A 20,967-nucleotide genomic window follows, 5' to 3' on the forward strand; every position below is an offset into this window, starting at 1 on the left:
GCCTCATGACCCCGAAACTGAACATCGTTCCCTTCGTCAGCGTCGATCATATGATGAAGCTCGTCCTCGCCATTGGCGTGGAGCGCTTCCTGACCGAGCTGTCCGACTACATCGAAGCCGATTTCCGCCGCTGGGAGGCCTTCGACAAAACGCCCCGCGTCGCCTCCCATAGCCGTGAGGGCGTGATCGAACTCATGCCCACCAGCGACGGCGAGGTCTATGGCTTCAAATATGTGAACGGCCACCCGAAGAACACCCGCGAGGGACGCCAAACGGTGACGGCATTCGGCGTGCTGGCGGATGTGTGCACCGGCTATCCCGTGCTGCTGACCGAGATGACCATTCTGACCGCGCTGCGCACCGCCGCGACCTCGGCGGTCGCCGCCAAGTATCTCGCGCCGAGGAATGCGCGCACCATGGCGATCATCGGCAACGGCGCGCAATCCGAGTTCCAGGCCATTGCCTTCAAGGCCCTGCTCGGCGTCGACAAACTGCAGCTCTATGACATCGATCGCTCGGCTAGCACGAAATGTGTGCGCAATCTTGCGGGCTACGGCTTCGACATCGCCGTGTGCAGCTCCATCGAGGAAGCGATGGAGGGCGCGGAAATCGTCACCACCGTGACCGCCGACAAGCAGAACGCCACGATTCTGACCGACAACATGGTCGGCTCCGGGCTGCACATCAACGCAGTCGGCGGCGACTGCCCGGGCAAGACGGAGCTTCACGCCGATATCCTGAAGCGCTCCGACATCTTCGTCGAGTATCCGCCCCAGACGCGGATCGAAGGCGAGATTCAGCAGCTTGCGTCCGATCATCCGGTCAAGGAGCTGTGGCGCGTGATCGCGGGTCAGGAAACGGGCCGTTCGAGCGACCGGCAGATCACCCTGTTCGACTCGGTGGGTTTCGCCATCGAGGACTTCTCGGCCCTGCGCTATGTGAAGAGGCAGATCGAGAAGACCGGTCTTTATGAGGAGCTCGATCTTGTGGCGGATCCGGACGATCCGCGCGACCTCTTCGGCATGCTGCTTCGCGCAGCCGCGACGCCGAACGCCGCGTGAACTGAAGAATCGGCCAGATCGTCGGGATCAGGTCTTTTCCATCAGAACCGGTCTGCCCGGTAAGGCAGCGGATCGCAGAACGGTGCCTCGCCCGTCATCATCTCCGCGAGCAGGCGGCCCGAGACGGGCCCGAGGGTCAACCCGTGATGGGCATGGCCGAAGCAGAACCACAGGCCCGGATGACGAGGCGCCGGGCCGATCACGGGACGCATGTCGGGCAGGCACGGCCTGCGCCCGAGCCACGGCTTCGGCTCGACCCGTTCGCCCAGAGGGAACAGATTGCGGGCGAGAGCCTCGGCCTGATCGAGCTGACGGGAATCCTCCGGCGCGTCGAAGCCTGCAAGCTCGACGCCCGTAGTCAGCCGGATGCCCTTCGCCATCGGAGCGATCACGTAGCCCCCCTCGAAATCGAGCACAGGCTGGTTCAGGCGCGCTCCGCCCGTCGTGGCATAATGCATGTGGTAGCCGCGCTTGATGGCCAGGGGAATGCGATAGCCGAGCGGCTTGAAGATCCTGTCGGACCAGGGGCCGAGAGCCACGACGGCCTGGCCCGCCCTGACAGGCCCCTCCTGTGTGGTCACGACCCAATCGCGACCGCTCTGCGAAAGGGTCTGCGCATCGCCCGAAACGAAACGCCCGCCCTGCTGCGTGAAGAGCGCCGCATATCCCTTCGTGAGCGCTCCCGGATCGGACACGGTCGTGGGATCGAGCCAGTGAACGGCGCCGATGGGCGCGTCACCGAGACAGGGCTCGCGTCTCTTGAGCTGTACTCGATCGAGCACCTCATAGCGCAGGCCGTATGACTCGAGGTCCTTCGCAGCGGCCAGAGCCTTGCGCTTTCCTTCAACCGTCCGGAACGTCTCGATCCAGCCGCTGCGGCGCAGAAGATGCGCGGTTCCGGCCTGCTCGATGAGCTGGTCGTGTTCCGTCACGCAGCGTTCGATGAGCGGCAGCATGGCATTGGTCGCCGCGAGAAGACGCTCCGGCGAAGAATGCCACCAGTACCTGAAGAGCCACGCGCCCATCCTCGGCAGGTGAGAGAAGTGATACCGCACCTCCGGCGAGCGGTTCAGGCTGTAGCGGAGCAGAGCCGTGATCTGGCGCGGCATCGCATAGGGAATGACGCTCGCCCGCTCGATGAGTCCGGCGTTACCGTAGCTGGTTTCCTCTCCCGGCGAGCGGCGGTCGACGAGACAGACGGAGCGGCCACGCGATTGCAGATGGAGCGCGGCGGTGACCCCGACGATCCCTGCGCCGAGCACGATGACGTCATGACGCATGATGAATGATCTCGACTTACGCGTTGGGTTTGAGGGCCGTCTTGGCCATCCGGCTCAGCCAGCCCGGCCGCGCCGGTCGGGGCAGGTCCCCTGCTCTCAGGTGGCGGGTCAGCCGCCTTTCGAGCACCGCCCAGAGCCGTCTGATGCACTCGACGATGAGAAGGTAGAGCACCGCGGCCCACAGATAGAGCTCGAAATTGTAGGAGCGAGAGAAGGCGAGCTTGGTGACGCCCATGAGGTCGTAGATCGTGACGAGCGACGCGATGGCGCTGGCCTTGATCATGAGGATCAGCTCATTCCCGAGCGGCCGCAGGCAGACGATCATCGCCTGGGGGAAGACGACCTTCACGAAGGTGATCGCCTTGTGCATCCCAAGCGCTGCCGCGGCCTCCCGCTGCCCTCTCGGGACGGACTGGATGGCTCCCCGGAAGATCTCGGCCTGATAGGCCGCCGTGTTCAGCGTGAAGGCGAGCAGGGCGCAGTACCAAGCCTCGCGGAAGAACCACCAGAGGCCGAGATCCGTCCAGAAGGCGCGCAGCGATCCCAGGCCGTAATAGAGCAGGAACAGCTGTGCGAGCAGCGGAGATCCGCGGAAGAAATAGATGTAGACGCCCGTGAGCCAGCGAAGCAGACGATTGTCCGACAGACGTGCGAGCGCCAGCAGCAGCCCGAGAGCCCCGCCGATTGTGAAGGAGATCGCCACCAGCTGCGCCGTGACCCCGACGCCCTCGACGAAGCGCCAGCCGTAACGGTCCAGGAGGTCGAGATCGATGAGGAGGCCCAGAATATCGCGGAAGGTCATTCTAGCCTCTCGCGTAGCCGCGGTTGGCGCGGCGCTCCAGGAGCGTGAAGGCGAGACCCGAGCCCGCCGAAAGCAGCAGATAGATAACGCAAGCCGCGAGATAGAATACCATCGGCTGCTTGGTAGCGCCCACCGCCAGGTTCGTCTGCCGCATCAGGTCGACCAGGGAAATGGTCGAGATGAGCGAGGTGTCCTTCAGAAGGGTCAACCAGTTGTTGGAGAGTCCCGGCAGCGCCGCTCTCATGAGCTGCGGGAAGACGACGAGCCGGAACGTGAGCCACCTGGACAACCCGAGCGCGCTTCCCGCCTCGTATTGCCCTCCAGGAATGGTATTGAGCGCCCCCACCCAGACCTCGCTGGAGAAGGCCGCGAGCACGAGCCCGAAGGCGACGACGCCGGCCAGAAACGCATTGATCTGAAGCTGGCCCTCGTACCCCATCGCCGCCATCAGGCGCTGAATGAGGATCTGACCGCCATAGTACACAATGAGCAGGGTGAGCAGTTCCGGCAGACCGCGGAACACGGTCGTGAACACGGTGGCCACGGCGCGGGCACGCGGGCTGCGGGACCGCGCCATCAGCGCAATAGTGAGGCCAAGAAAAATGCCGATGGGCAAGGTGGTGATGGCAAGCGTTAGGGTCACGAGAGTGCCCGCTGCGAGCGCAGCGCCCCAGCCCCCGTCGGAAAAGGAAAGAAGTGAAAGAACATTCTGCAATGGACTTACCCTACTGCCTAAGTCTCACCCTGAAAGTCTGGCTCGCAACGCGCCCGCAAGCCTCCTCCTTTTGAGGAATAGCCCATAACGGTCTGGCGCCGACACCCTCGCCCTGCCCCGCCCGTTCTCCCGTCATAGCCGCACTTGTTGCGGTCATCCCCGGCACGAGGCCGGGGATGGCGAGAGCATCTCTCCCATGCCCGGGGAGCCCGACTTGCGTCAGAGAAAGCCCGTCTCGGAAACATCCGGGACGGGTGGGAGGGAAACCTGCACCATCCTTTTCCGAGGCCGGCCTCTCAGGATGAGGGTTCTTGTAAGATACTCTCAGTAGATATCGAACTCGAAATACTTGCTCTGGATCTCCTTGTAGGTGCCGTCGGAGACAATGTCCCTGATCGCCTTGTTGAACCTTTCTTTCAGCTCCTCGTCCTCCTTGCGGATCGCGATGCCGGCCTCGGACATGGTTCCTTCGATGTCGCCGAGGAGCTTGCAGCAATCCTTGCCCGTGTTCTTCAACCACTCGACCAGCACGAATTTGTCGGCGACGACAGCGTCCAGGCGTCCGTTCGCGAGATCGGCATTGGCTTCATCCTGCGTCGGATAGAGCTTGGCATCAGCACCGGCCTTGCCATAGACGTCCTCGGCATGGATCGCCTGGGTGGTGGACGACTGAGCACCCACGGCCAATCCCTTCATCGAGGCGGGGGTCGTGTCCTTGATCTTGGAGTCCTTCGGGACGGCCACGGAGAGCGGCGTGCGGTAATAGCGGTCGGTGAAATCGATCTGCTTCTTGCGTTCCTCGGTGATCGTCATGGAAGCGATGATCGCGTCGAACTTCTTGGCGAGAAGCGCCGGGATCATCCCATCCCAATCCTGCGCGACGATGGTGCACTTCACCTGCATCTTCTCGCACAGCGCGTTCGCGATATCGATGTCGAAGCCCTGCAGCCTGTTGCTGGAATCCATGAAATTGAAGGGTGGATAGGCTCCCTCCGAAGCAATCACGATCTCCTTCTTGTCCTGCGCCGACGCCAGGGACGTCATGCCCAGAATGCAGATGCCTGCGGCGAGAATGGCTTTGTACATTTCGTACCCTCTGTTGTTTCGACCCATCCGGTCCTCTCCACGTCCAACCTTACGGGTTTTCCGTATAGCCGACGAATTCATGATAAAGCGCGGCCGTCGTATTCAGCCGCTCCTCCACTTTCGGGCCCATCTCATTGAATACGGCATTCAGCAGCAAATGCACCAGAGAGAGCATCGGCGCCGTCGATTCCCAAAAGAGATTGAGATCCGTGGGGATGCGGAATACCTCGGCCGTACAGCCATCCGCCCAGTCGCAATAGGTGTCGGTCACCAGCGTGACGGGGATGCCGCGAGCATGCGCCTTGCTCGCAAGGAGCTTCGCCTGCCGCGAGTAGCGGCGGGCTTCGAAGATCACGAGGGCTGACTGGCCGTCGCCTGCGAGGAGCGCCTCGGCGAAATGCCCGGAGCCAGTATCCAGCAAGTGCACACCATCGCGCAGATATTGGAGGTTATGGACCAGTGAGGCCGCAAGCCCCCTCTCCGTCTGGAACCCGGCGACATAGACCCCCGACGCGGTCGCCAAGCGCCGGCTCGCGGATCGAAACGCGGCGGTCTGAGCATACTCGTAGACCCGCACCAAGGCCGCGACCTCCAGATCGAAGCTCTTCGTGAGCTCGGCGTGATCTTGACGGCTGCGCCTCCGGAACTCTTTGAGCCTGTCGCCGATGAGCCAGGGGCTGCCTTCAAGATCCCTTCGCAAATGCTCTTTGAGATCTTTCAGGTGACGGTAACCGATGGACCGGCAGAACCGCCCCACGGTCAGTTCGCTGACACCGAGCTTCTGGGCAATGGAAGCCGAGGTTTCGAACGGGAGTTCACTGAGATTTGCGAGCATGTAGCTCGCCACCGCCCTGCCGGATGCAGTCGCCGTATTCAGGCTCTCCTCAAGGCGCTTCTTCACGTGCCGGCTCACGACATTCCCCCCGAAGTCATTAAGACAGCTTTCTGACATGAAGGCAATTGCCGGTATGTTTATGTCCAAAAGGACCGGCACGAAAAAGCCCGCCAATCAGGCGGGCTTCGTAGCTGAGCTCAACGGGACGTCCGAAGCGTTGATGGGCGTGGGCGCGTTGGCCCGCCAGGGAGCCACCGGCAGGCGCCCGAAGCACATGGCCCGAGCCTCGCGTACAGGGGTTTAGCTGCCTTGACGGGGGAGCGTGGATACGGCCGCCGGGCGGGCGCCCCGGCCGCCGCCCCGAGCGTCACGGGCGGGTCGCTTGGGGGCTGCAATCAGACCTTCTCGGATCGCCTGCTTGCGAGCCAGCTTGCGGGCCCGGCGCACGGCTTCCGCCTTCTCGCGCGTCTTCCGCTCCGATGGCTTCTCGTAGGCCTTCCGGGCCTTCATTTCCCGGAAAATCCCCTCGCGCTGCATCTTCTTTTTGAGCGCCCGAAGAGCCTGGTCGACGTTGTTGTCTCTGACGAAAACCTGCAAAGAATGTCCTCTCTTGTCATGGGTATTCACGCCCGCCGACACACCGTGCGCCGGGCGATCGGGTGAAATCCCGATCTTCAGGCGTTGCGGATCTCGCTCTCCCGGACGGCCCTTTCCAATGAGCCTGACCTGATCCGGTATGAAAGCTCTCCCGACTGATCCGCAGGCATGAGCCGGACGATTTCGTAGACGTCCGCAGAGCCCATGCGCGCATCAGCCGAGCCCGGCTGCTTGAGCCGGACCATCTGTTTGATTTTGAATTTGTGGGACATGATATGCTCCTTCGGGTGTTCCGGCATCGGGATGGCACTCCCGACGGCCGGACACCGGCACCTTCAGGCAAGGCGCTTTTGCATTCGCACGAACAAAAAAGCCGCCCCTGAAGGGCGGCTGTATCAGGCGGCGTGGAACACCGCGCCGCCCGATAGTGACGGCGATTTAGGCCGTCTGGATGTTGTTGACGGCGACCTTGCCGGAGCGGCGGTCCTCAGCCGTGTCGAAGGCCACCTTCTGGCCTTCGCGCAGGCCGCGCAGGCCGGCGCGCTCGAGAGCGGTGGCGTGGACGAACACGTCCTTGTCGCCGTTGTCCGGCTGGATGAAGCCGAAGCCCTTCTGGTCATTGTAGAATTTAACGGTGCCCGTAATCATGGGAGTGTCCTTAGGTATGCGTCAGTGCACGTGAGCGATTGGACGTGCCACAGCACGGCCCCGCTCGGTTCGTCGATGTTTGGGAGAGTGTCTGAACGTGCGCCCGGCAGGCCAAGGCGGTACGGCCCGATTGTCCGGCCAAATGTCGATAGAAAGCAAAATAGGGCAAAACCGCAGAAAAGACAAGAGCAGATCGAAAATAAATCGACAGGCAATGCCTTCTGGCGTCGACTCAGATTTCTGTTTTCCCAGAGGCAAACCGGAAAATACCATTGCTCTCTCTCGGCTTCACAATTTTGAGCCAGAGATCTTTTTATTATGCTTTGTTTCTTTTTCCTGGTCTCGGCGACTTACCGCCCCGTATCAGTTCATCTGGTCGACATATCGATCTGCTCTCCTGGGCTCCCCATCAAGCGCCGAGCCTGCTCTTCACTCCCATCGATGGTGCCCGGAGCCTGCCCGACGGACTCCTCCCATCGTGATTGCCCCACCCTTCCTCGAACACGGCAATGCCGTCCGGCCACCGCCGGCACGGCGACAGGAATTTCAATGTCGACGTCAACCCAAGTTCAGAATCACACGAAGAAACCGCAGCCCGCGAAAGCGGATCCGCAGATCAAGGCCGCACCCAAGCCCCAACCGTCGGGCCTGACCCGAGAGGAACTTCGCCGGATTGTGCTAGAAATGATCGGATAAGACCGCTGGCGGCAGCCGAAGCGAGACGGTGCGGCAGCGAACCGGTCAATCGCATATGCGGGGACGCGTAGAACAGGCTCTCCTGAAACGCCGGACGCTCGCCCATCATGACCGATCCTCCCGCTGAGAATGCCTCATCGAGGAAGCGCGATCCGCCGCCCTCCACGAGAACTTTTCAACGAAATCTGCCAGTAAGGTACATTCCAGGTTCACAGGTAGAATTTCGTGGATCCCCGTTATAGAATCACCTCGGCTTCCCGACATAGGCTCAGGAGCTGGACAAGGCTTGCTCAACATCCACGGAACTATACGGCTGCGCCGATTGGATCAGGCACCGGGGCCGTGATCGTGCAGACAACCCCTGTCAACGCAAACTCAATCTTTGCCTCACCTTGGAGGTCACCAGCAAGGCTCCGCTCGATCAGCCGTGTGCCAAAGCCCCTCCGACTTGGGGGGCGCACCGGAGGTCCGCCGCTTTCCTCCCAACGTAGATGGAGGTGGGCCAAGCTGTTCGTCTTATCCAAGCTCCAGCGAAGTTCCACCTTTCCTGTCTCATTGGAGAGGGATCCATACTTCACCGCGTTCGTCGCCAGCTCCTGGAGCGCCATGGCAACCGCCAGTGCCATTGAGGGAGGCAGGCGGACCTCAGGCCCTGCAACCCGGATCCTGCTCTCACCCTGCGCCCGAAACGGCTCCATGGCCTCCAGGACGATCTGATGCAGGCTCGCCGCTTCCCAGCTCTCCCGCGTCAGCACGTCATGCGCCTTTGACAGAGCAATCAGGCGGCTCGAGAGAGCGGTTTGAGCGTCCTCTGGGGTTGGCGCATTGCGCAGCGTCTGGAAGACGATTGACTGCACGGTCGTGAGGGTGTTCTTCACCCGGTGGTTCAGCTCGTTGATGAGCAGTCGCTGATGCTCCTCCGCGCGCTTGCGTTCGGTGATGTCGCGCGCCACGCGAATGCCATAGAGCGGCTTCCCGCTCCCATCATCCACCCGGGAGGCCGACAGCTCGATCCAGACGGTACTCCCATCCTTGCGGACATAGCGCTTCTCCAGGGCATACGCATCGAGCTCGCCGGCCATTTGTCGGCGGAACTGATCGAGATCAGCCCCCCTGTCGTCGGGATGGGTGATCTCGATGAAGGTGCGTCCCAGCAACTCCTCACGGCTGTAGCCGGTGATGATGCTCAACTGTTCGTTTACCCGGAGAAAGCGACCGCTGGCGTCTACCTCAGCGATGCTGGTGAAGGCATGCTCATAGGTTGAGCGAAGGCGCTGCTCGGTCTCGCGCTGGGCCGCTTCCACCTGCTTATTGAGGGTGATGTCACGCAAGTAGGCAGTGAACCGCGGGCTGTCTCCGCTACTGATTGGACTGATGGCCAGCTCGACGGGGAACCGGGAGCCGTCAGCCCGAACAGCCTCCAGCTCGATACGCCTGTTCAGCACCGGCCCCTTACCCGTGGCAAGGTAATGAACCATGCCTTGGCGGTGCCTTTCCCGAAACTCCGGCGGGATGATGAGCTCGGCCAAGTCCCGGCCCAGGGCTGCCTCACGGGAGTAACCGAAGGTCCGCTCTGCGGCAGTATTCCATTCGATGATATTGCTCTCATGATTAATGCTGACGATGCAGTCGAGGGCCGCGTCCAGGATGGAGCCCTTGAGGGCCTCACTCTCGCGTAGTTCCTGCTGGGCATTCCTGTAGCCGGTGATGTCGATGGACACAGCCAGGATGCTGTCCGGCTTGCCGGAACTGTCGAGGATCGGGCTGACAGCATTGCGCACCCAGACCACCGACCCATCCGGGCGCAAATAGCGCTTCTCGATCTCGAAGGCCTCACCCGTTTCCAAGGCTCGGCGGAACAGAACCATGTTGTGTGGAAGGTCGTCCCGGTGGGTACAATCCTGCATGCGGAGCTGGAGAAGCTCATCGCTGTGGCGGCCCAGGATGGCACAGTATTGGTTGTTGACGCGCACAAAGCGACCCGTCAGGTCGACTTGGGCCATCCCTGCCGCCGCTTGGGCAAAGAGGGCTTCCACCTCCTGCTCGCTCCTGGTCATTGCCAGGTTGACACGAAACGTGTGGGGGGCCTCAGGCGTCATCCGCTCCCTGTAGAAGCTCCGCAAAGCTGCGCGCAAGGCCTCGCTGGCACTCCGGTACCGACCAGAGGCCACATCTTCGTCGATGAGGCGAAGGAGCTCAGAGGGCAGAGAGATGTTCTGGGTGGAGCTGGGCGGCATGGACCAATGAACTAGGTGAATATGCCCTGCCATACAAGGCTGTGGCAAAGAATGTCACTGCGGCAGCCTTAAGAGGAAGTAATTGATCAAGGAAATCGCCGAGTAGAATTTCAAAACGCACCACCAACGGCGAGGCGGTGGTGCGGCTTTTTTGCGCTTCCGCCGTAGGTTTTGGGACCAGCTTGGACAAGTCAGGCCGGGTGCTTTCGTGGCTTTCCCCTCCGGTCAGCACTCCTAGCGGGACCGGCGGTGTTGCCAAGCTCATGCCAGGGCAGAGGCTGAACCGCTGGACGCGACAGGCGGAAACGCTTGAAAATCTGCTCTGGGGAGACAGGTTAGTGCAGTCAATAACGCGGGGGTGCACAATGACCAAAGTCGTTTCAGGGCTGGATGCCGGATCACCCAAGCTGTGTTGCACCGGGGCGATCTCATTCCGATGACAACCAGGCCAGAGGTGAACGTGCCGACTCTTCCGGTAGCTGAAGTAGATGACTTCCAGGCCTTTGCAGATCACCTTCCGCAGCTTGCCTGGATAGCAACGCCGGACGGCAATGCTTATTGGTACAACCATCAATGGTATCAGTACACAGGCACCACACCTGAGGAGATGCTCGGCCAGGGGTGGCAGGCTGTTCTCAATCCTGCGGTCCTGCCAGATGTGATCGAACGGTGGTTCGCAGCAGTTGCGTCAGGGAGCGCCGCTGAATGGGTGTTCCCTATCAAAGGCGCGGACGGTGTGTTCCGCCCATTCCTGACACGCGTCCAGCCGCAGAAGGATCAGCAGGGTCGGGTGATCCGCTGGTTCGGGACCAATACCGAAATTTCGGAGCAGCAGCGGATCGCCGAGCTTCTGTCAGAGGAGAAGCGGCATCTTGAGACCCTGAATCAGACCATGGCACAGGTCTCTGCCGAGCTTGATCTGGAGAAGTTGACCCAAACCATCACAGATGCCGGCGTAAGGCTCACCGGCGCACGCTTCGGAGCGCTCTTCTATAACACCACAGACGAACGGGGGGACGCCTTCACGCTCTATACGATCTCAGGGGTGCCAAAAGAGAGCTTTTCCGACTTCCCGAACCCACGAGCCACGCATGTGTTCGCCCCAACCTTCAGGGGTGAAGGTCCAGTTCGGTCAGATGATATCCTTGCCGACCCACGGTACGGACAAAACCCGCCCTATTCCGGGATGCCCAAGGGGCACCTCCCGGTAAGGAGTTATTTGGCCGTTCCGGTGAAATCCCGATCAGGCGAGGTGATGGGAGGCTTGTTCTTCGGTCACCCTGAACCCGGAAAGTTCACTGCTCGCCACGAGGATCTGCTGGTCGGGATTGCAGGTCAGGCCGCCATCGCGATTGACAATGCTCGCCTCTTTGAGGCCGCTCAGCGGGAGATTGCCGAGAGGCGGGAAGCCGAAAAGCACCGTGAGCTCCTCATCAATGAGCTGAACCACCGGGTTAAGAACACCCTCGCGACAGTGCAATCCATCATTGCGCAAACTCTCCGGACGAACTCGCTCGAAGCCGAAGCTCGCAGCAGAGTCGATGCACGGTTGATCGCCTTGTCGGACGCCCACAACCTCCTGACCGAGCACAATTGGGAGGGGACTACCCTCGACAGGGTGGTGGCGATGGCCCTGCGGCCACACCAGAGTGATCGGGAGCGGCGCTTTGAGGTTCATGGGCCGAATGTTCACCTATCTCCCAAGACGGCTTTGGCCATTGCCATGGCGCTCCATGAGCTTGCAACCAACGCGATCAAGTATGGCGCCCTTTCAAACGATCACGGCCAAGTCAGCCTTCATTGGAAGGTTGAGCAGAAAAACGCGGAGCAAAGGCTTCACATGCTCTGGTCCGAGCGTGGCGGGCCACCAGTGTCACCACCAAGCCGCAAGGGCTTCGGCACGCGCCTCATTGAGCGCGGATTAGCGGCCGAACTCGGCGGGTCCGTCCAGCTTTCCTACCCGGCAAGCGGGGTGACGTGCGTCATCGACACGCCTCTGCCGACGGTTAGCGGGTTCTGAGCCATGGGTGGACACTTGGAGTCGCGAAGGGTGCTCGTGGTCGAGGACGAGATCATGGTGGCGATGTACATTGAGGATCTGTTGGTTGACCTTGGCTTCGAGGTGGCGGGGATGGCCACGAGCCTGGATCAGGCGCTGAGACTTGCCCAGGAGAGCGACTTTGACTTTGCCGTCCTTGATATCAACCTTGACGGAGGGCTGAGTTTTCCCGTTGCCGATGTGCTGAGGCAGCGAGACATTCCCTTTATCTTTGCCAGTGGTTACGGCGTGGCTGGCGTAAGGGAGGATTATCGTGATGCCGTTCGCATTCAAAAGCCGTTCCGAGCCCAGGACCTAGAACAGGCGATTGCCCGAGCCACAAAGTAGCACTTGAACTGTTCGAAGTTGCATGCGCCAAAGCGAGGGCGCTGTCGCAGAAGCTGCTCGTGAATCACCGCACCGGGTCAGAAGACGAAGATCCCCTGCCCTCCATGAACTTCCACTTAGAGCCCGCGAGCGGACCAAAGCGTTGCATCCGGGAAGTGCCATTGGGGGACATTCGGGTTTATCGAGGGTCGACTTGGCCACCGGCGGCACGCTGGCAGGACTGCAGGTTGCGCATCGCCTGGCCAATCACCCCGGCTCTATTGTGTGCGAAAGCCCCAGATGAGGTTCCTCTCGAGCGCATCCTTCTGAGCGCGTGCGCGCACCTGCCCCGCATAGGTATCGCTCAGAGTCCTGATCCGCCCGTTATTCCCACACGGCGCACGGCAGGGCGTCGAGCGGGATCTTGAGGTATCGTAGCCCATTGCTCTCAGGTACGGGTAACCGACCACCCGCCAAGTTCACCTGGAGAGCGTGCAAGATGAGCTTGGGCATCGGCAGCGTCACGTCACGTGCTTTGCGGAGAGCAACGAACTGCTCCTCGGTCCCAGCCTGCTTAAGGTGAATATTGTGGGCTTTCTGGCTCGCCACCGAACTCTCCCAGGCCGGGGCGCGCCCGCCGGGCCGGTAGTCGTGGCCGGAGAACAGACGGGTGTGCTCCGGCAGGGAGAGGATACTCTGGATCGTACGCCACAGCGCTCGGGCGTCCCCGCCCGGAAAGTCGCATCGCGCCGTGCCGAAGTCCGGCATGAACAACGTGTCGTGGATGAAGGCGGCATCTCCGATCACGTAGGTCACAGAGGCCAGGGTATGACCAGGCGAGAACATAACGCTCGCGTCCATGTCTCCGATGCGGAACACATCGCCATCGGCAAACAACCGGTCCCACTGCGAACCGTCCGTCGGGAAGTCGTCGGGAAGATTGTAAATCCCCTTCCAGAGCCGCTGGACAGCAACGACCTGTTCGCCAATGGCTGTCTTGGCGCCCGTCTGATCTTTCAGATATCCTGAGGCCGAGAGGTGATCTGCGTGAGGGTGCGTATCGAGAATCCATTCAACCGTGAGGTTCTGCTCTAGCACGTAGGTGAGCAGGGCATCCGCAGAGGTTGTCGCCGTGCACCCCGACTTCTCGTCATAGTCGAGCACCGGATCGATTAGGGCACAGGCTCCGGAGGCAGGATCGGACACCACGTACTGAACACTGCAGGTCCGCTGATCAAAGAAGGCATCCACGTATGGCCTGAATGCGAGCAGGTCAGGGGCCGACCGAGATAGGCTCGTTGAACTCATGGTATTGCTCCATGGTAGTTTAGGCTCGCTCCGCCGTTAAGCCGGCGCGAGCCCGCAGGAAACGCTCGCGCTCAGGATTGCGGCTGTGGCACAATACGGATGTAGGGCTTCGGAGCTTGCCACCCCTGCGGGTATATGTTGCGCGCTTCGTCATCCGACACAGAGCCGGCAATGATCACGTCCTGCCCCGGTTGCCAGTTCACCGGGGTTGCGACCCGATGTTGAGCGGTAAGCTGGAGCGAGTCGATGACACGCAGAACCTCATCGAAATTGCGCCCCGTGGTCATTGGGTAGGCCAGCACCAGTTTGATCTTCTTGTCAGGGCCGATGACGAACACGTTGCGGACGGTCTGGTTGTCTGCGGGCGTGCGCCCCTCCGAGGTTCCGTTGGTGCTGACTGGCAGCATTCCATAGAGCTTCGACACCGTCAGATCGGAGTCGCCAATCATCGGGTAGTTCGGTGCGTATCCCTGCGTCTCGCGAATGTCCTCTGCCCAGCGATCGTGATGGCCGACCGGATCAACGCTGAGCCCGATGATCTTTACATTGCGCCGGTCGAATTCAGGCTTGATGCGGGCCATGTAGCCGAGTTCGGTGGTGCAGACCGGGGTGAAGTCCTTCGGGTGGGAAAACAGCACGCACCAAGCCTCGCCGATCCATTCATGGAAACGGATGTGCCCTTGCGTGGTCTCAGCCTCGAAATCGGGTGCGACGGCGCCTATCTGGATCGTCATAGCGTTCTCCTTTCCCGCATAATGAATACCGACGAATGTTCGATCGGCACCTTGACAGCTTGGGATGAGCGGGTCCGTGGAAATCTTCCGCCTTTTTCGGAGATTTTTGGAAATTGCGACCAGTCCATCCATAATGGACCGCGCAAGTCATCGTGTCATTCTATGGTCGCGAGAAGAAAGCTCATTGGCAAATGATACCTCATAACAGAGGCAGCAAGGGCTCCGCCACACGCCCGATGAGAGAAGGAACTGCCGGGCCCTTGGTCGCCTTGAAACTCAAGCTGACGCTTGTGGCGCTCGGAATTTCGCCAAAGGATCTGTGTCGTCGTTTCTCGGCTGTGAATTCGGCCACCTCCTTTACTCTGCAGAACGCCTATAAGTGGCTGGGCGGCAAGTCAGCGCCGCGAATGTCTCAGGTCTACGATGAGTGGGCTCGTATCCTTGGGGGGGATCTTACCGGCTCCTTCATTGCGGCGGCGTCCTTTGAGGAGTTCGCCACCTCCCTCTCGGCGCATCACAGGGTCCCGACTACGACACTCGCTGAACTCATGCGCGAGGCATCCTCAACCGGTCAGGCCTCTTCTGCATTCCCTCTGGATGGAGGCACATGGTCCATCAACCAACTTCTAATGGGGCGTTATCTTGCTTTGTCTCTGGCATGGTCGCAGGCACAATCCGGTAAGCTCATTCTTGGACAGGTCGACATCAGTCGAAACGGCACGTCGGGGCTGAAACTTACTTACTCAGAAGCGCTTTTCGGACGTATCGTCATAATGGACGGAGCGGTGATCTGTGACGGGCGAACCGCTCAAGCAATGGCTGTCTGCCGTGAAAGCGGCAGATGTTATCTATTTGCCCTTTGCGTTCCATCACCGCCAGCTAACCTGATTGGAGGTGTGTTCAGCGGTTCGGCCTTGCATGACTTCGGTGCTCGCCCTTGTGCCTCGCGTATTCTCTTCATTCGCGATCACTCAGCGGCTGACGCCTCCGGCAGGAGCCGCACCACATACCTGGAGCCATTGGGGAAGCTCATCAGCCGTGAGCTAGCCGACCTCGGTTATGGTCCAGAGGACGAACGTCTAGACTGTGCCGAACATATGAAAGAATTTCTGTTGCCGGAAGGAGGGACAGGCCTGCTGGAAGCAACACCAGACAGCGTTGGCGCTCTTGGCCTCCTGCTGGACCGGCTTAGCAACACCTGGACTGCTCCACGAGGGGCTCAGTAGCCGGAGTTGACTAGGGTTTCCGCCAAATCCGGCATATCCTGTTGGCGCCGTAGCTCTGTATCGCCAGAATTCGGAAAGGGTTGAGTCGATGTCTCCCCCTCCATCAATGATCTGCAAGGGTTGCTGGCAGCAGATGCGTGTCCCTATACCGCTGCGTGGTTTGGCTTCCGTTCCCTTCAAAGCCTTTGGTATTCGTCCCAGCCGGATGAACCCGAACACCTGCACAGTTTGCGAGTTGATGTTCACGCGGGTCATGAAAGCGCGCAAGATCACGGTCGACGTGTCTGTGCTTTTTGCAGACCTAAGAGGCTATACGGCCCTGTCGCAATCGCTTTCGCCCGCCTCTGTCTCGTCGATGCTCGACGCCTTTTACGATGAATGTGCGGCGGCCATCTGGGAGTACGACGGCCTTCTCAATAAGACGGTTGGCGACTCCGTCATGGCCATCTTCAATTTTCCCATCCGTCACGACAATCACGCCGCACAGGCCGTGCTGGCGGCACACGAGATCCAGCGTCGCTGCAGAGCCCGACGGGAGCCTCTCCTGGCTGAGAATGCTGGACTTGGCAGGAGTGACCTTGGGGTCGGCATCGGCATAGACTCCGGCCCTGCCAGCTTTGGCGAGTTCGGTCGGTCGCTGCGTGATCTGACTGCGATTGGAACGGTCGTAAACACGGCCGCTCGCGCCCAATCGGCAGCCGACGCCGGCCAGATACTGGTCACCCAGGCCGTTCAGCATCGGGCCGGTCCCGACGTGGTTAGAGGCGATGGACGAGCATATAGCCTAAAGGGATTTGATGCCCCTGTAAGGCTTTACGCCGCCTGAATGAAGCTCCCAGTGAGACCACATGGCTCCAACAATCCCGTTGGGGCCCGGCCCTCATTGCTTCGCACATTCCTGTGGGCAATCGATCCGACTGGCGAAGATCCGCCCTGGATCATTCTCTGCCGATCCCCTGCCCTGCGCGAACGCCCGCTGTTCGCTGCATGAGCGGACATTCAACCTGGTTCCGGGATGTGACAGAAGCAGTCATTCGCCATGTGGACGGCACGTGGACGGCACGGACGCACAGCCAGTGGAGCGGGCTGCCCCGAGTTGCACCGCTCCAGCCCTATCTGGAACCCTTCCTCGTCCCAGCGAGCATTTCAGAGAGTTGCTCGCCAGCAGGAGCCAAGCGACCGCCCCGCCGCCTGATGGCACCAATCGTTCGTGACAACCCAGGGCGGCCGCGGATAAGAGGGGCCGAGGGTCTCCAGCCCCTGTGCACCGAGATCGCGGGCAGGATGGTCGCGCCTGCATTGGTCCCTTCTTGCTGGCAACATCAGGCGACACGAAACCCTGGCCTTGCCAGAGCGTTGATATGCCCGGGATTATCAAAGGGGAAGGCCGTGTTGCCATCGGCATCGGCGCGAGGACTGCGCTACCAGCACCTGCCTGCGGGGACCCCACAGCCGCCCGCGAAGTCGGGAGTAGCCTGACGGATGCGACGCCAGGACAGGGAGAGCCCCATCGACGAACTCCGGGAACTGCGCCATCAGAATGCCGAGCTGAGGGCTGAGGTCGCCCGCCTCAGTAGCGCCCGCGATGCTCCCCACAGGTTGATACGCGGGAATCCGCCTCCGGTCGGACACGAGGATGTGATCCTGGAGAGCGCGACCGGCTACGCCATCTTCACCATGGACGCGGACGGCCTCCTGACTTCCTGGAACGAGGGCGCCCGGCTCATCCACGGCTGGAGCGAGGATGAAGTCCTTGGCCGCCACACCCGCCTGATCTACACCCCCGAGGACCGAGAGACTGGCGTGCCCGAGGAGGAGATGCGCGTTGCAGCCGCCCGTGGCAGCGCCGAGAACGAGCGCTGGCACGTGCGTAAGGACGGGTCGCGGTTCTTCGCCACCGGATTGCTGATGCCGCTGCGCGACGGCTCCGGCGGCTTCGTGAAGATCCTGCGCGACCGCACCGAACAGCTTCACGCCGAGCGCAACCAGCTCCGCCGCCTGGAGCAGATGAGAGCGCTCGCAGAGGTGGCCCGCACCATCATGGGCGCTGTCGATCTGCCTACCACCCTCGACGCGATCACGGTGGCAGCCCGGGACATCGTCGGTGCGCACCAGGCCATTTGCAGCACCGCCCAAGGCGCGGACTCGTCACAGGCCATCACGGCCGTCTCGCTCTCCGACAAGTACGCCATGGGGCGGAGCTTCGACAAGCTGCCGGACGGCTCCGGCATCTGTGCCTGGATCTGCGAAGGCAACCGGACGGTGCGCATGACCCAGACCGAGCTTGAGGCCCATCCGCGCTGGCGTGCCTTCGGCGAGCACACGGGCGAGCACCCGCCCATGCGTGGCTGGCTCGCGACTGCACTTGTTGGCCACGACGGCAGGAACCTCGGTCTGCTCCAGCTCTCGGACAAGATCGAGGGCGAGTTCGACGAGGTCGACGAGGCCATCGTGGTGCAACTGGCGCAGTTCGCGGCATCCGCCATCGAGCGGATGCAAGTGGGCGAAGAACTCCGCCACAGCGAGGAGCGGCTCAGGGGTGCCCTTTCGATCAGCACGGTCGGCGTGCTGTTCTGGGGTCCAGGCTTCGGACTGACGGAGATGAACGATGCCTTCCTGAGGATGACCGGCTTCAGCCGCGAGGAGGCCCTCGGCAAGACGTGGCAGGAGCTCACGCCGGAGGAGTTCCACCCGGAGTCCAGGCGGGCCGTTGAGCAGGTGACCACGCTGGGGGAAGCGACCCCTTACGAGAAGCAGTACTTCCGCAAGGACGGCTCCCGCTGGTGGGGTTTGTTCGCCCCGCGCAAGGTCGGCGACGAGGTGGTCGAGTTCGTGCTCGACATCACGGACCGCAGGAAAGCCGAGCAGGATCTGCGCGAGAGCGAGGCACGCTTCCGGGCGGCAATCGATGCGGTGCAGGGCGTATTGTGGACCAACAATGCCCGGGGCGAGATGGTGGGCGAGCAGCCCGGCTGGGCCGCGCTCACCGGACAGACGTACGAGGAGTACCAAGGCATCGGCTGGGCGAAGGCGGTTCATCCCGATGATGCCGACGCCAGTATCGAGGCTTGGACCGAGGCCGTGCGGGAGCGCAGGCCCTTCATATTCGAGCACCGCGTCCGCCGGCACGACGGTATATGGCGGCTGTTCTCGATCCGAGCCATTCCTGCCTTTGATGCGAGCGGCGAGATCCGGGAATGGGTGGGTGTCCACACCGACATCACCGAGCTGCGCGCGCGGGAGAACGAGCTGCGCGAGCTGAATGCCACCCTGGAGCAACGGGTATGCCAGGCCATCGCCGAGCGCGACCGGACCTGGAACAACTCTCAGGACCTCCTGCTCGTGCTCGATACGCGGGGCATCCTGCACGCGACCAACCCGGCCTGGTCCACGATCCTGGGCTGGGCACCGGAGGAGCTGGCGGGGCTCCACTATCTCGATCTGCTCCATCCGGACGACCACGACGCGGCCCGCGCAGCCCTGGCGTCTGCCTCCCACGGCCCACTATCGAGTTCTGCGCTCCGGAGCCGGCACCGGGACGGCAGCTACCGCTGGATCGCCTGGGTCGCCGCTCCCGAGGGCGATCTCGTCTATGCCAGCGGCCGCGACGTGACGGAGGAGCGGCGCAAGGAGGAGGCTCTGACAACAGCCCAGGAGGCCCTGCGGCAGGCGCAAAAGATGGAAGCCATTGGCCAGTTGACGGGCGGCGTGGCGCACGACTTCAACAATTTGCTCACGATCATCCGCTCGTCCGTGGACTTCCTGCGCCGTCCTGATCTTCCGGACGAGCGCAGGCGCCGATATGTGGACGCGATCTCCGATACCGTGGAGCGCGCGTCGAAGCTCACGCGCCAGCTCCTGGCCTTCGCCCGGCGGCAGGCGCTCAAGCCCGAGGTGTTCGACATCGCGGACCGGATCCGCGGCATCACGGACATGCTCGGCACCATCGTGGGCTCGCGTATCAGGATCATTACCGAAATCGACTGCGAGCGCTGCCATGTGGAGGCGGACGCGAGCCAGTTCGAGACGGCGCTGGTCAATATGGCGGTGAATGCTCGTGATGCCATGGATGGCGAGGGCACCCTCACCCTACGGGTGGAGAGCCTCAGCCATCTGCCGCCGATCCGCGGCCATAGCGGCGGTAGCGGCGACTTCGCGGCCATCTCTGTCAGTGACACCGGCTCCGGGATTCCCACCGACCAGCTCCCGCACATCTTCGAGCCCTTCTTCACCACCAAGGAGGTGGGCAAGGGAACGGGCCTCGGCCTGAGCCAAGTGTATGGGTTCTCCAAGCAATCCGGCGGCGACGTCGACGTCCGGAGTGAGATTGGAAAGGGCACTACATTCACCCTCTACCTGCCCCGGATAGATGCCGACCCAGATGGGGAGGACGACGAAGTCCCATCTGGGCAAGAACCGGCGGAACACGGACGCGGGCGCCGGGTGCTGCTCGTCGAGGACAATGTCGACGTGGGCCGCTTCTCAACACAGACGCTTCAGGATCTCGGCTACGAGACCACCTGGGCTACGAATGGCGACGAGGCGCTCAAGGTGCTGGAGGAGACAGGCGCCGGGTTCGATGTGGTGTTCTCGGACGTGGTCATGCCCGGCATCGACGGCGTAGAGCTCGGACAAGAAATCCGGCGCCGCTATCCCGGCCTGCCGGTGGTGCTCACATCGGGCTACAGTCACGTCCTGGCCGAGGAGAGCCGGCACGGATTCGAGCTTCTGCACAAGCCGTATGCGGCCGAGGAGCTGTCGCGGGTGCTGCGCCGCGTCACGCAACGCAGGAAGCGCCGCGACCGCTGAAGCGGCGAGGGTTCCCGGAGTTCCTTCACACGAAAGGGCCAGGGCCGGCTCCGTAAATCATTCACTGGAATGTCCGCAGAGGGGAAAGCCGCGACGTAGAGCGGGCGCCATTGAAGGTCTGCTCCTGCTGCCAATGCAGAAATCCAACCGAGCTCTGCCTCGAACCAGACCATGATTCAGCGCGCTTGCAGGATAGCCCGAAGGAGTTGGATGCAGTTCTTACGGCACGTGTGCTTCCTGAGTGCTTGTCCTGATCGTTGGCTTTGCATGCGTTTCGCGGGAGCTCTTCGGCGCTTTCGCTTTCTCGGATCGGCAAAAATTGATTGCAGCCTCCAAGAAGGCTTGGCGGGCTTGTGAATGCTGGCTCACGGCCTCGATCCAGGGTCTGTCCGCAATAAGCGTCACAAGCCTCTCTGGCATCAGGCGGCGCTTCTCCTCCTCCGCAGCCACCATCCGTTCATAAGCGTTCAGCAGTTTTGAGGAATTGGCCATGCACGCCCCGACAACGATCATCGAAAGACTGGAGATCTTTTCAGACCCACGTGTCGCTTTTTACTGCCGATCGCTC

The 20,967-nt window shown here is 61.7% G+C and carries 18 protein-coding genes and 2 pseudogenes; 6 read left to right on the forward strand and 14 right to left on the reverse strand.

Translation table 11 applies throughout. The features are described 5' to 3' along the window. Positions 1-5: 5 nt before the first annotated feature. Positions 6-1,061 carry an ornithine cyclodeaminase gene (locus tag GR328_RS14300; protein ID WP_160885204.1) on the forward strand — a complete coding sequence of 352 codons (1,056 nt, stop codon included), beginning with the start codon at positions 6-8 and terminating at the stop codon, positions 1,059-1,061. A 41-nt stretch (positions 1,062-1,102) separates the two neighbouring features. Here GR328_RS14300 and GR328_RS14305 read toward each other — a convergent pair whose 3' ends face one another. The 11 genes and pseudogenes from GR328_RS14305 to GR328_RS26685 form a co-directional block, all read right to left on the reverse strand. After that, on the reverse strand, positions 1,103-2,341 hold the full coding sequence (locus tag GR328_RS14305; protein ID WP_160885205.1) for an NAD(P)/FAD-dependent oxidoreductase: 1,239 nt from the start codon (positions 2,339-2,341) through the stop codon (positions 1,103-1,105). 94 nt (positions 2,342-2,435) lie between these two features. After that, positions 2,436-3,143 (reverse strand): annotated as a pseudogene (locus GR328_RS14310) (ABC transporter permease); the annotation flags it as partial. Between the two features lies 1 nt (position 3,144). After that, the gene (locus GR328_RS14315; RefSeq protein WP_160885207.1) at positions 3,145-3,858 is read right to left on the reverse strand and encodes an ABC transporter permease; all 714 of its coding nucleotides are present in this window, start codon (positions 3,856-3,858) and stop codon (positions 3,145-3,147) included. Between the two features lie 324 nt (positions 3,859-4,182). Then, on the reverse strand, positions 4,183-4,944 hold the full coding sequence (locus tag GR328_RS14320; protein WP_160885208.1) for an ABC transporter substrate-binding protein: 762 nt from the start codon (positions 4,942-4,944) through the stop codon (positions 4,183-4,185). A gap of 49 nt (positions 4,945-4,993) precedes the next feature. Next, a complete protein-coding gene (locus GR328_RS14325) occupies positions 4,994-5,845 on the reverse strand; it encodes a MurR/RpiR family transcriptional regulator (RefSeq protein ID WP_343039387.1) in 852 nt (283 codons plus the stop codon). A 234-nt stretch (positions 5,846-6,079) separates the two neighbouring features. Further along, positions 6,080-6,376: a 30S ribosomal protein S21 gene (gene rpsU / locus GR328_RS14330; RefSeq protein ID WP_246215872.1), complete on the reverse strand. Its 297-nt coding sequence runs from the start codon at positions 6,374-6,376 to the stop codon at positions 6,080-6,082. Between the two features lie 77 nt (positions 6,377-6,453). Next, entirely contained in the window at positions 6,454-6,648 is a 195-nt protein-coding gene (locus GR328_RS14335; protein ID WP_160885210.1) for a hypothetical protein, read from the reverse strand. Positions 6,649-6,814: 166 nt separating this feature from the next. Then, the gene (locus tag GR328_RS14340) at positions 6,815-7,024 is read right to left on the reverse strand and encodes a cold-shock protein (RefSeq protein ID WP_160885211.1); all 210 of its coding nucleotides are present in this window, start codon (positions 7,022-7,024) and stop codon (positions 6,815-6,817) included. A 1,001-nt stretch (positions 7,025-8,025) separates the two neighbouring features. Continuing rightward, entirely contained in the window at positions 8,026-9,819 is a 1,794-nt protein-coding gene (locus GR328_RS14345; protein WP_246215873.1) for a PAS domain-containing sensor histidine kinase, read from the reverse strand. 24 nt (positions 9,820-9,843) lie between these two features. Next, positions 9,844-9,957, reverse strand: a pseudogene (locus GR328_RS28585) (ribbon-helix-helix domain-containing protein); the annotation flags it as partial. After that, a complete protein-coding gene (locus tag GR328_RS26685; RefSeq protein ID WP_170304126.1) occupies positions 9,917-10,147 on the reverse strand; it encodes a hypothetical protein in 231 nt (76 codons plus the stop codon). The pseudogene GR328_RS28585 and the gene GR328_RS26685, both read right to left, overlap by 41 nt. Before the next feature lie 246 nt (positions 10,148-10,393). Here GR328_RS26685 and GR328_RS28265 point away from each other — a divergent pair, with 246 nt between their 5' ends. Next, positions 10,394-11,977 (forward strand): HWE histidine kinase domain-containing protein, encoded by a 1,584-nt coding sequence (locus GR328_RS28265; RefSeq protein ID WP_160885213.1) that lies wholly within the window; start codon positions 10,394-10,396, stop codon positions 11,975-11,977. A gap of 30 nt (positions 11,978-12,007) precedes the next feature. Further along, on the forward strand, positions 12,008-12,343 hold the full coding sequence (locus GR328_RS14355) for a response regulator (protein WP_343039388.1): 336 nt from the start codon (positions 12,008-12,010) through the stop codon (positions 12,341-12,343). Positions 12,344-12,706: 363 nt separating this feature from the next. On the opposite strand, the gene GR328_RS14360 is transcribed toward GR328_RS14355, so the two are convergent. Both GR328_RS14360 and GR328_RS14365 read right to left on the reverse strand, forming a co-directional pair. Then, on the reverse strand, positions 12,707-13,630 hold the full coding sequence (locus GR328_RS14360) for an MBL fold metallo-hydrolase (RefSeq protein ID WP_160885215.1): 924 nt from the start codon (positions 13,628-13,630) through the stop codon (positions 12,707-12,709). A gap of 71 nt (positions 13,631-13,701) precedes the next feature. Beyond that, entirely contained in the window at positions 13,702-14,364 is a 663-nt protein-coding gene (locus tag GR328_RS14365; protein ID WP_160885216.1) for a peroxiredoxin, read from the reverse strand. A 260-nt stretch (positions 14,365-14,624) separates the two neighbouring features. Here GR328_RS14365 and GR328_RS14370 point away from each other — a divergent pair, with 260 nt between their 5' ends. The 3 genes from GR328_RS14370 to GR328_RS14380 all read left to right on the forward strand — a co-directional run bounded on the left by GR328_RS14370 (position 14,625) and on the right by GR328_RS14380 (position 20,399). Then, positions 14,625-15,590: a hypothetical protein gene (locus GR328_RS14370; RefSeq protein WP_160885217.1), complete on the forward strand. Its 966-nt coding sequence runs from the start codon at positions 14,625-14,627 to the stop codon at positions 15,588-15,590. 88 nt (positions 15,591-15,678) lie between these two features. Continuing rightward, entirely contained in the window at positions 15,679-16,416 is a 738-nt protein-coding gene (locus tag GR328_RS14375) for an adenylate/guanylate cyclase domain-containing protein (protein ID WP_425487041.1), read from the forward strand. Between the two features lie 656 nt (positions 16,417-17,072). Next, positions 17,073-20,399: a PAS domain S-box protein gene (locus GR328_RS14380; RefSeq protein WP_160885219.1), complete on the forward strand. Its 3,327-nt coding sequence runs from the start codon at positions 17,073-17,075 to the stop codon at positions 20,397-20,399. 219 nt (positions 20,400-20,618) lie between these two features. On the opposite strand, the gene GR328_RS14385 is transcribed toward GR328_RS14380, so the two are convergent. Then, the gene (locus GR328_RS14385; RefSeq protein ID WP_160885220.1) at positions 20,619-20,912 is read right to left on the reverse strand and encodes a hypothetical protein; all 294 of its coding nucleotides are present in this window, start codon (positions 20,910-20,912) and stop codon (positions 20,619-20,621) included. Positions 20,913-20,967: the final 55 nt, after the last annotated feature.

The sequence above is a fragment of the Microvirga makkahensis genome (genome assembly GCF_009830105.1).
Classification (GTDB): Bacteria; Pseudomonadota; Alphaproteobacteria; order Rhizobiales; family Beijerinckiaceae; genus Microvirga; species Microvirga makkahensis.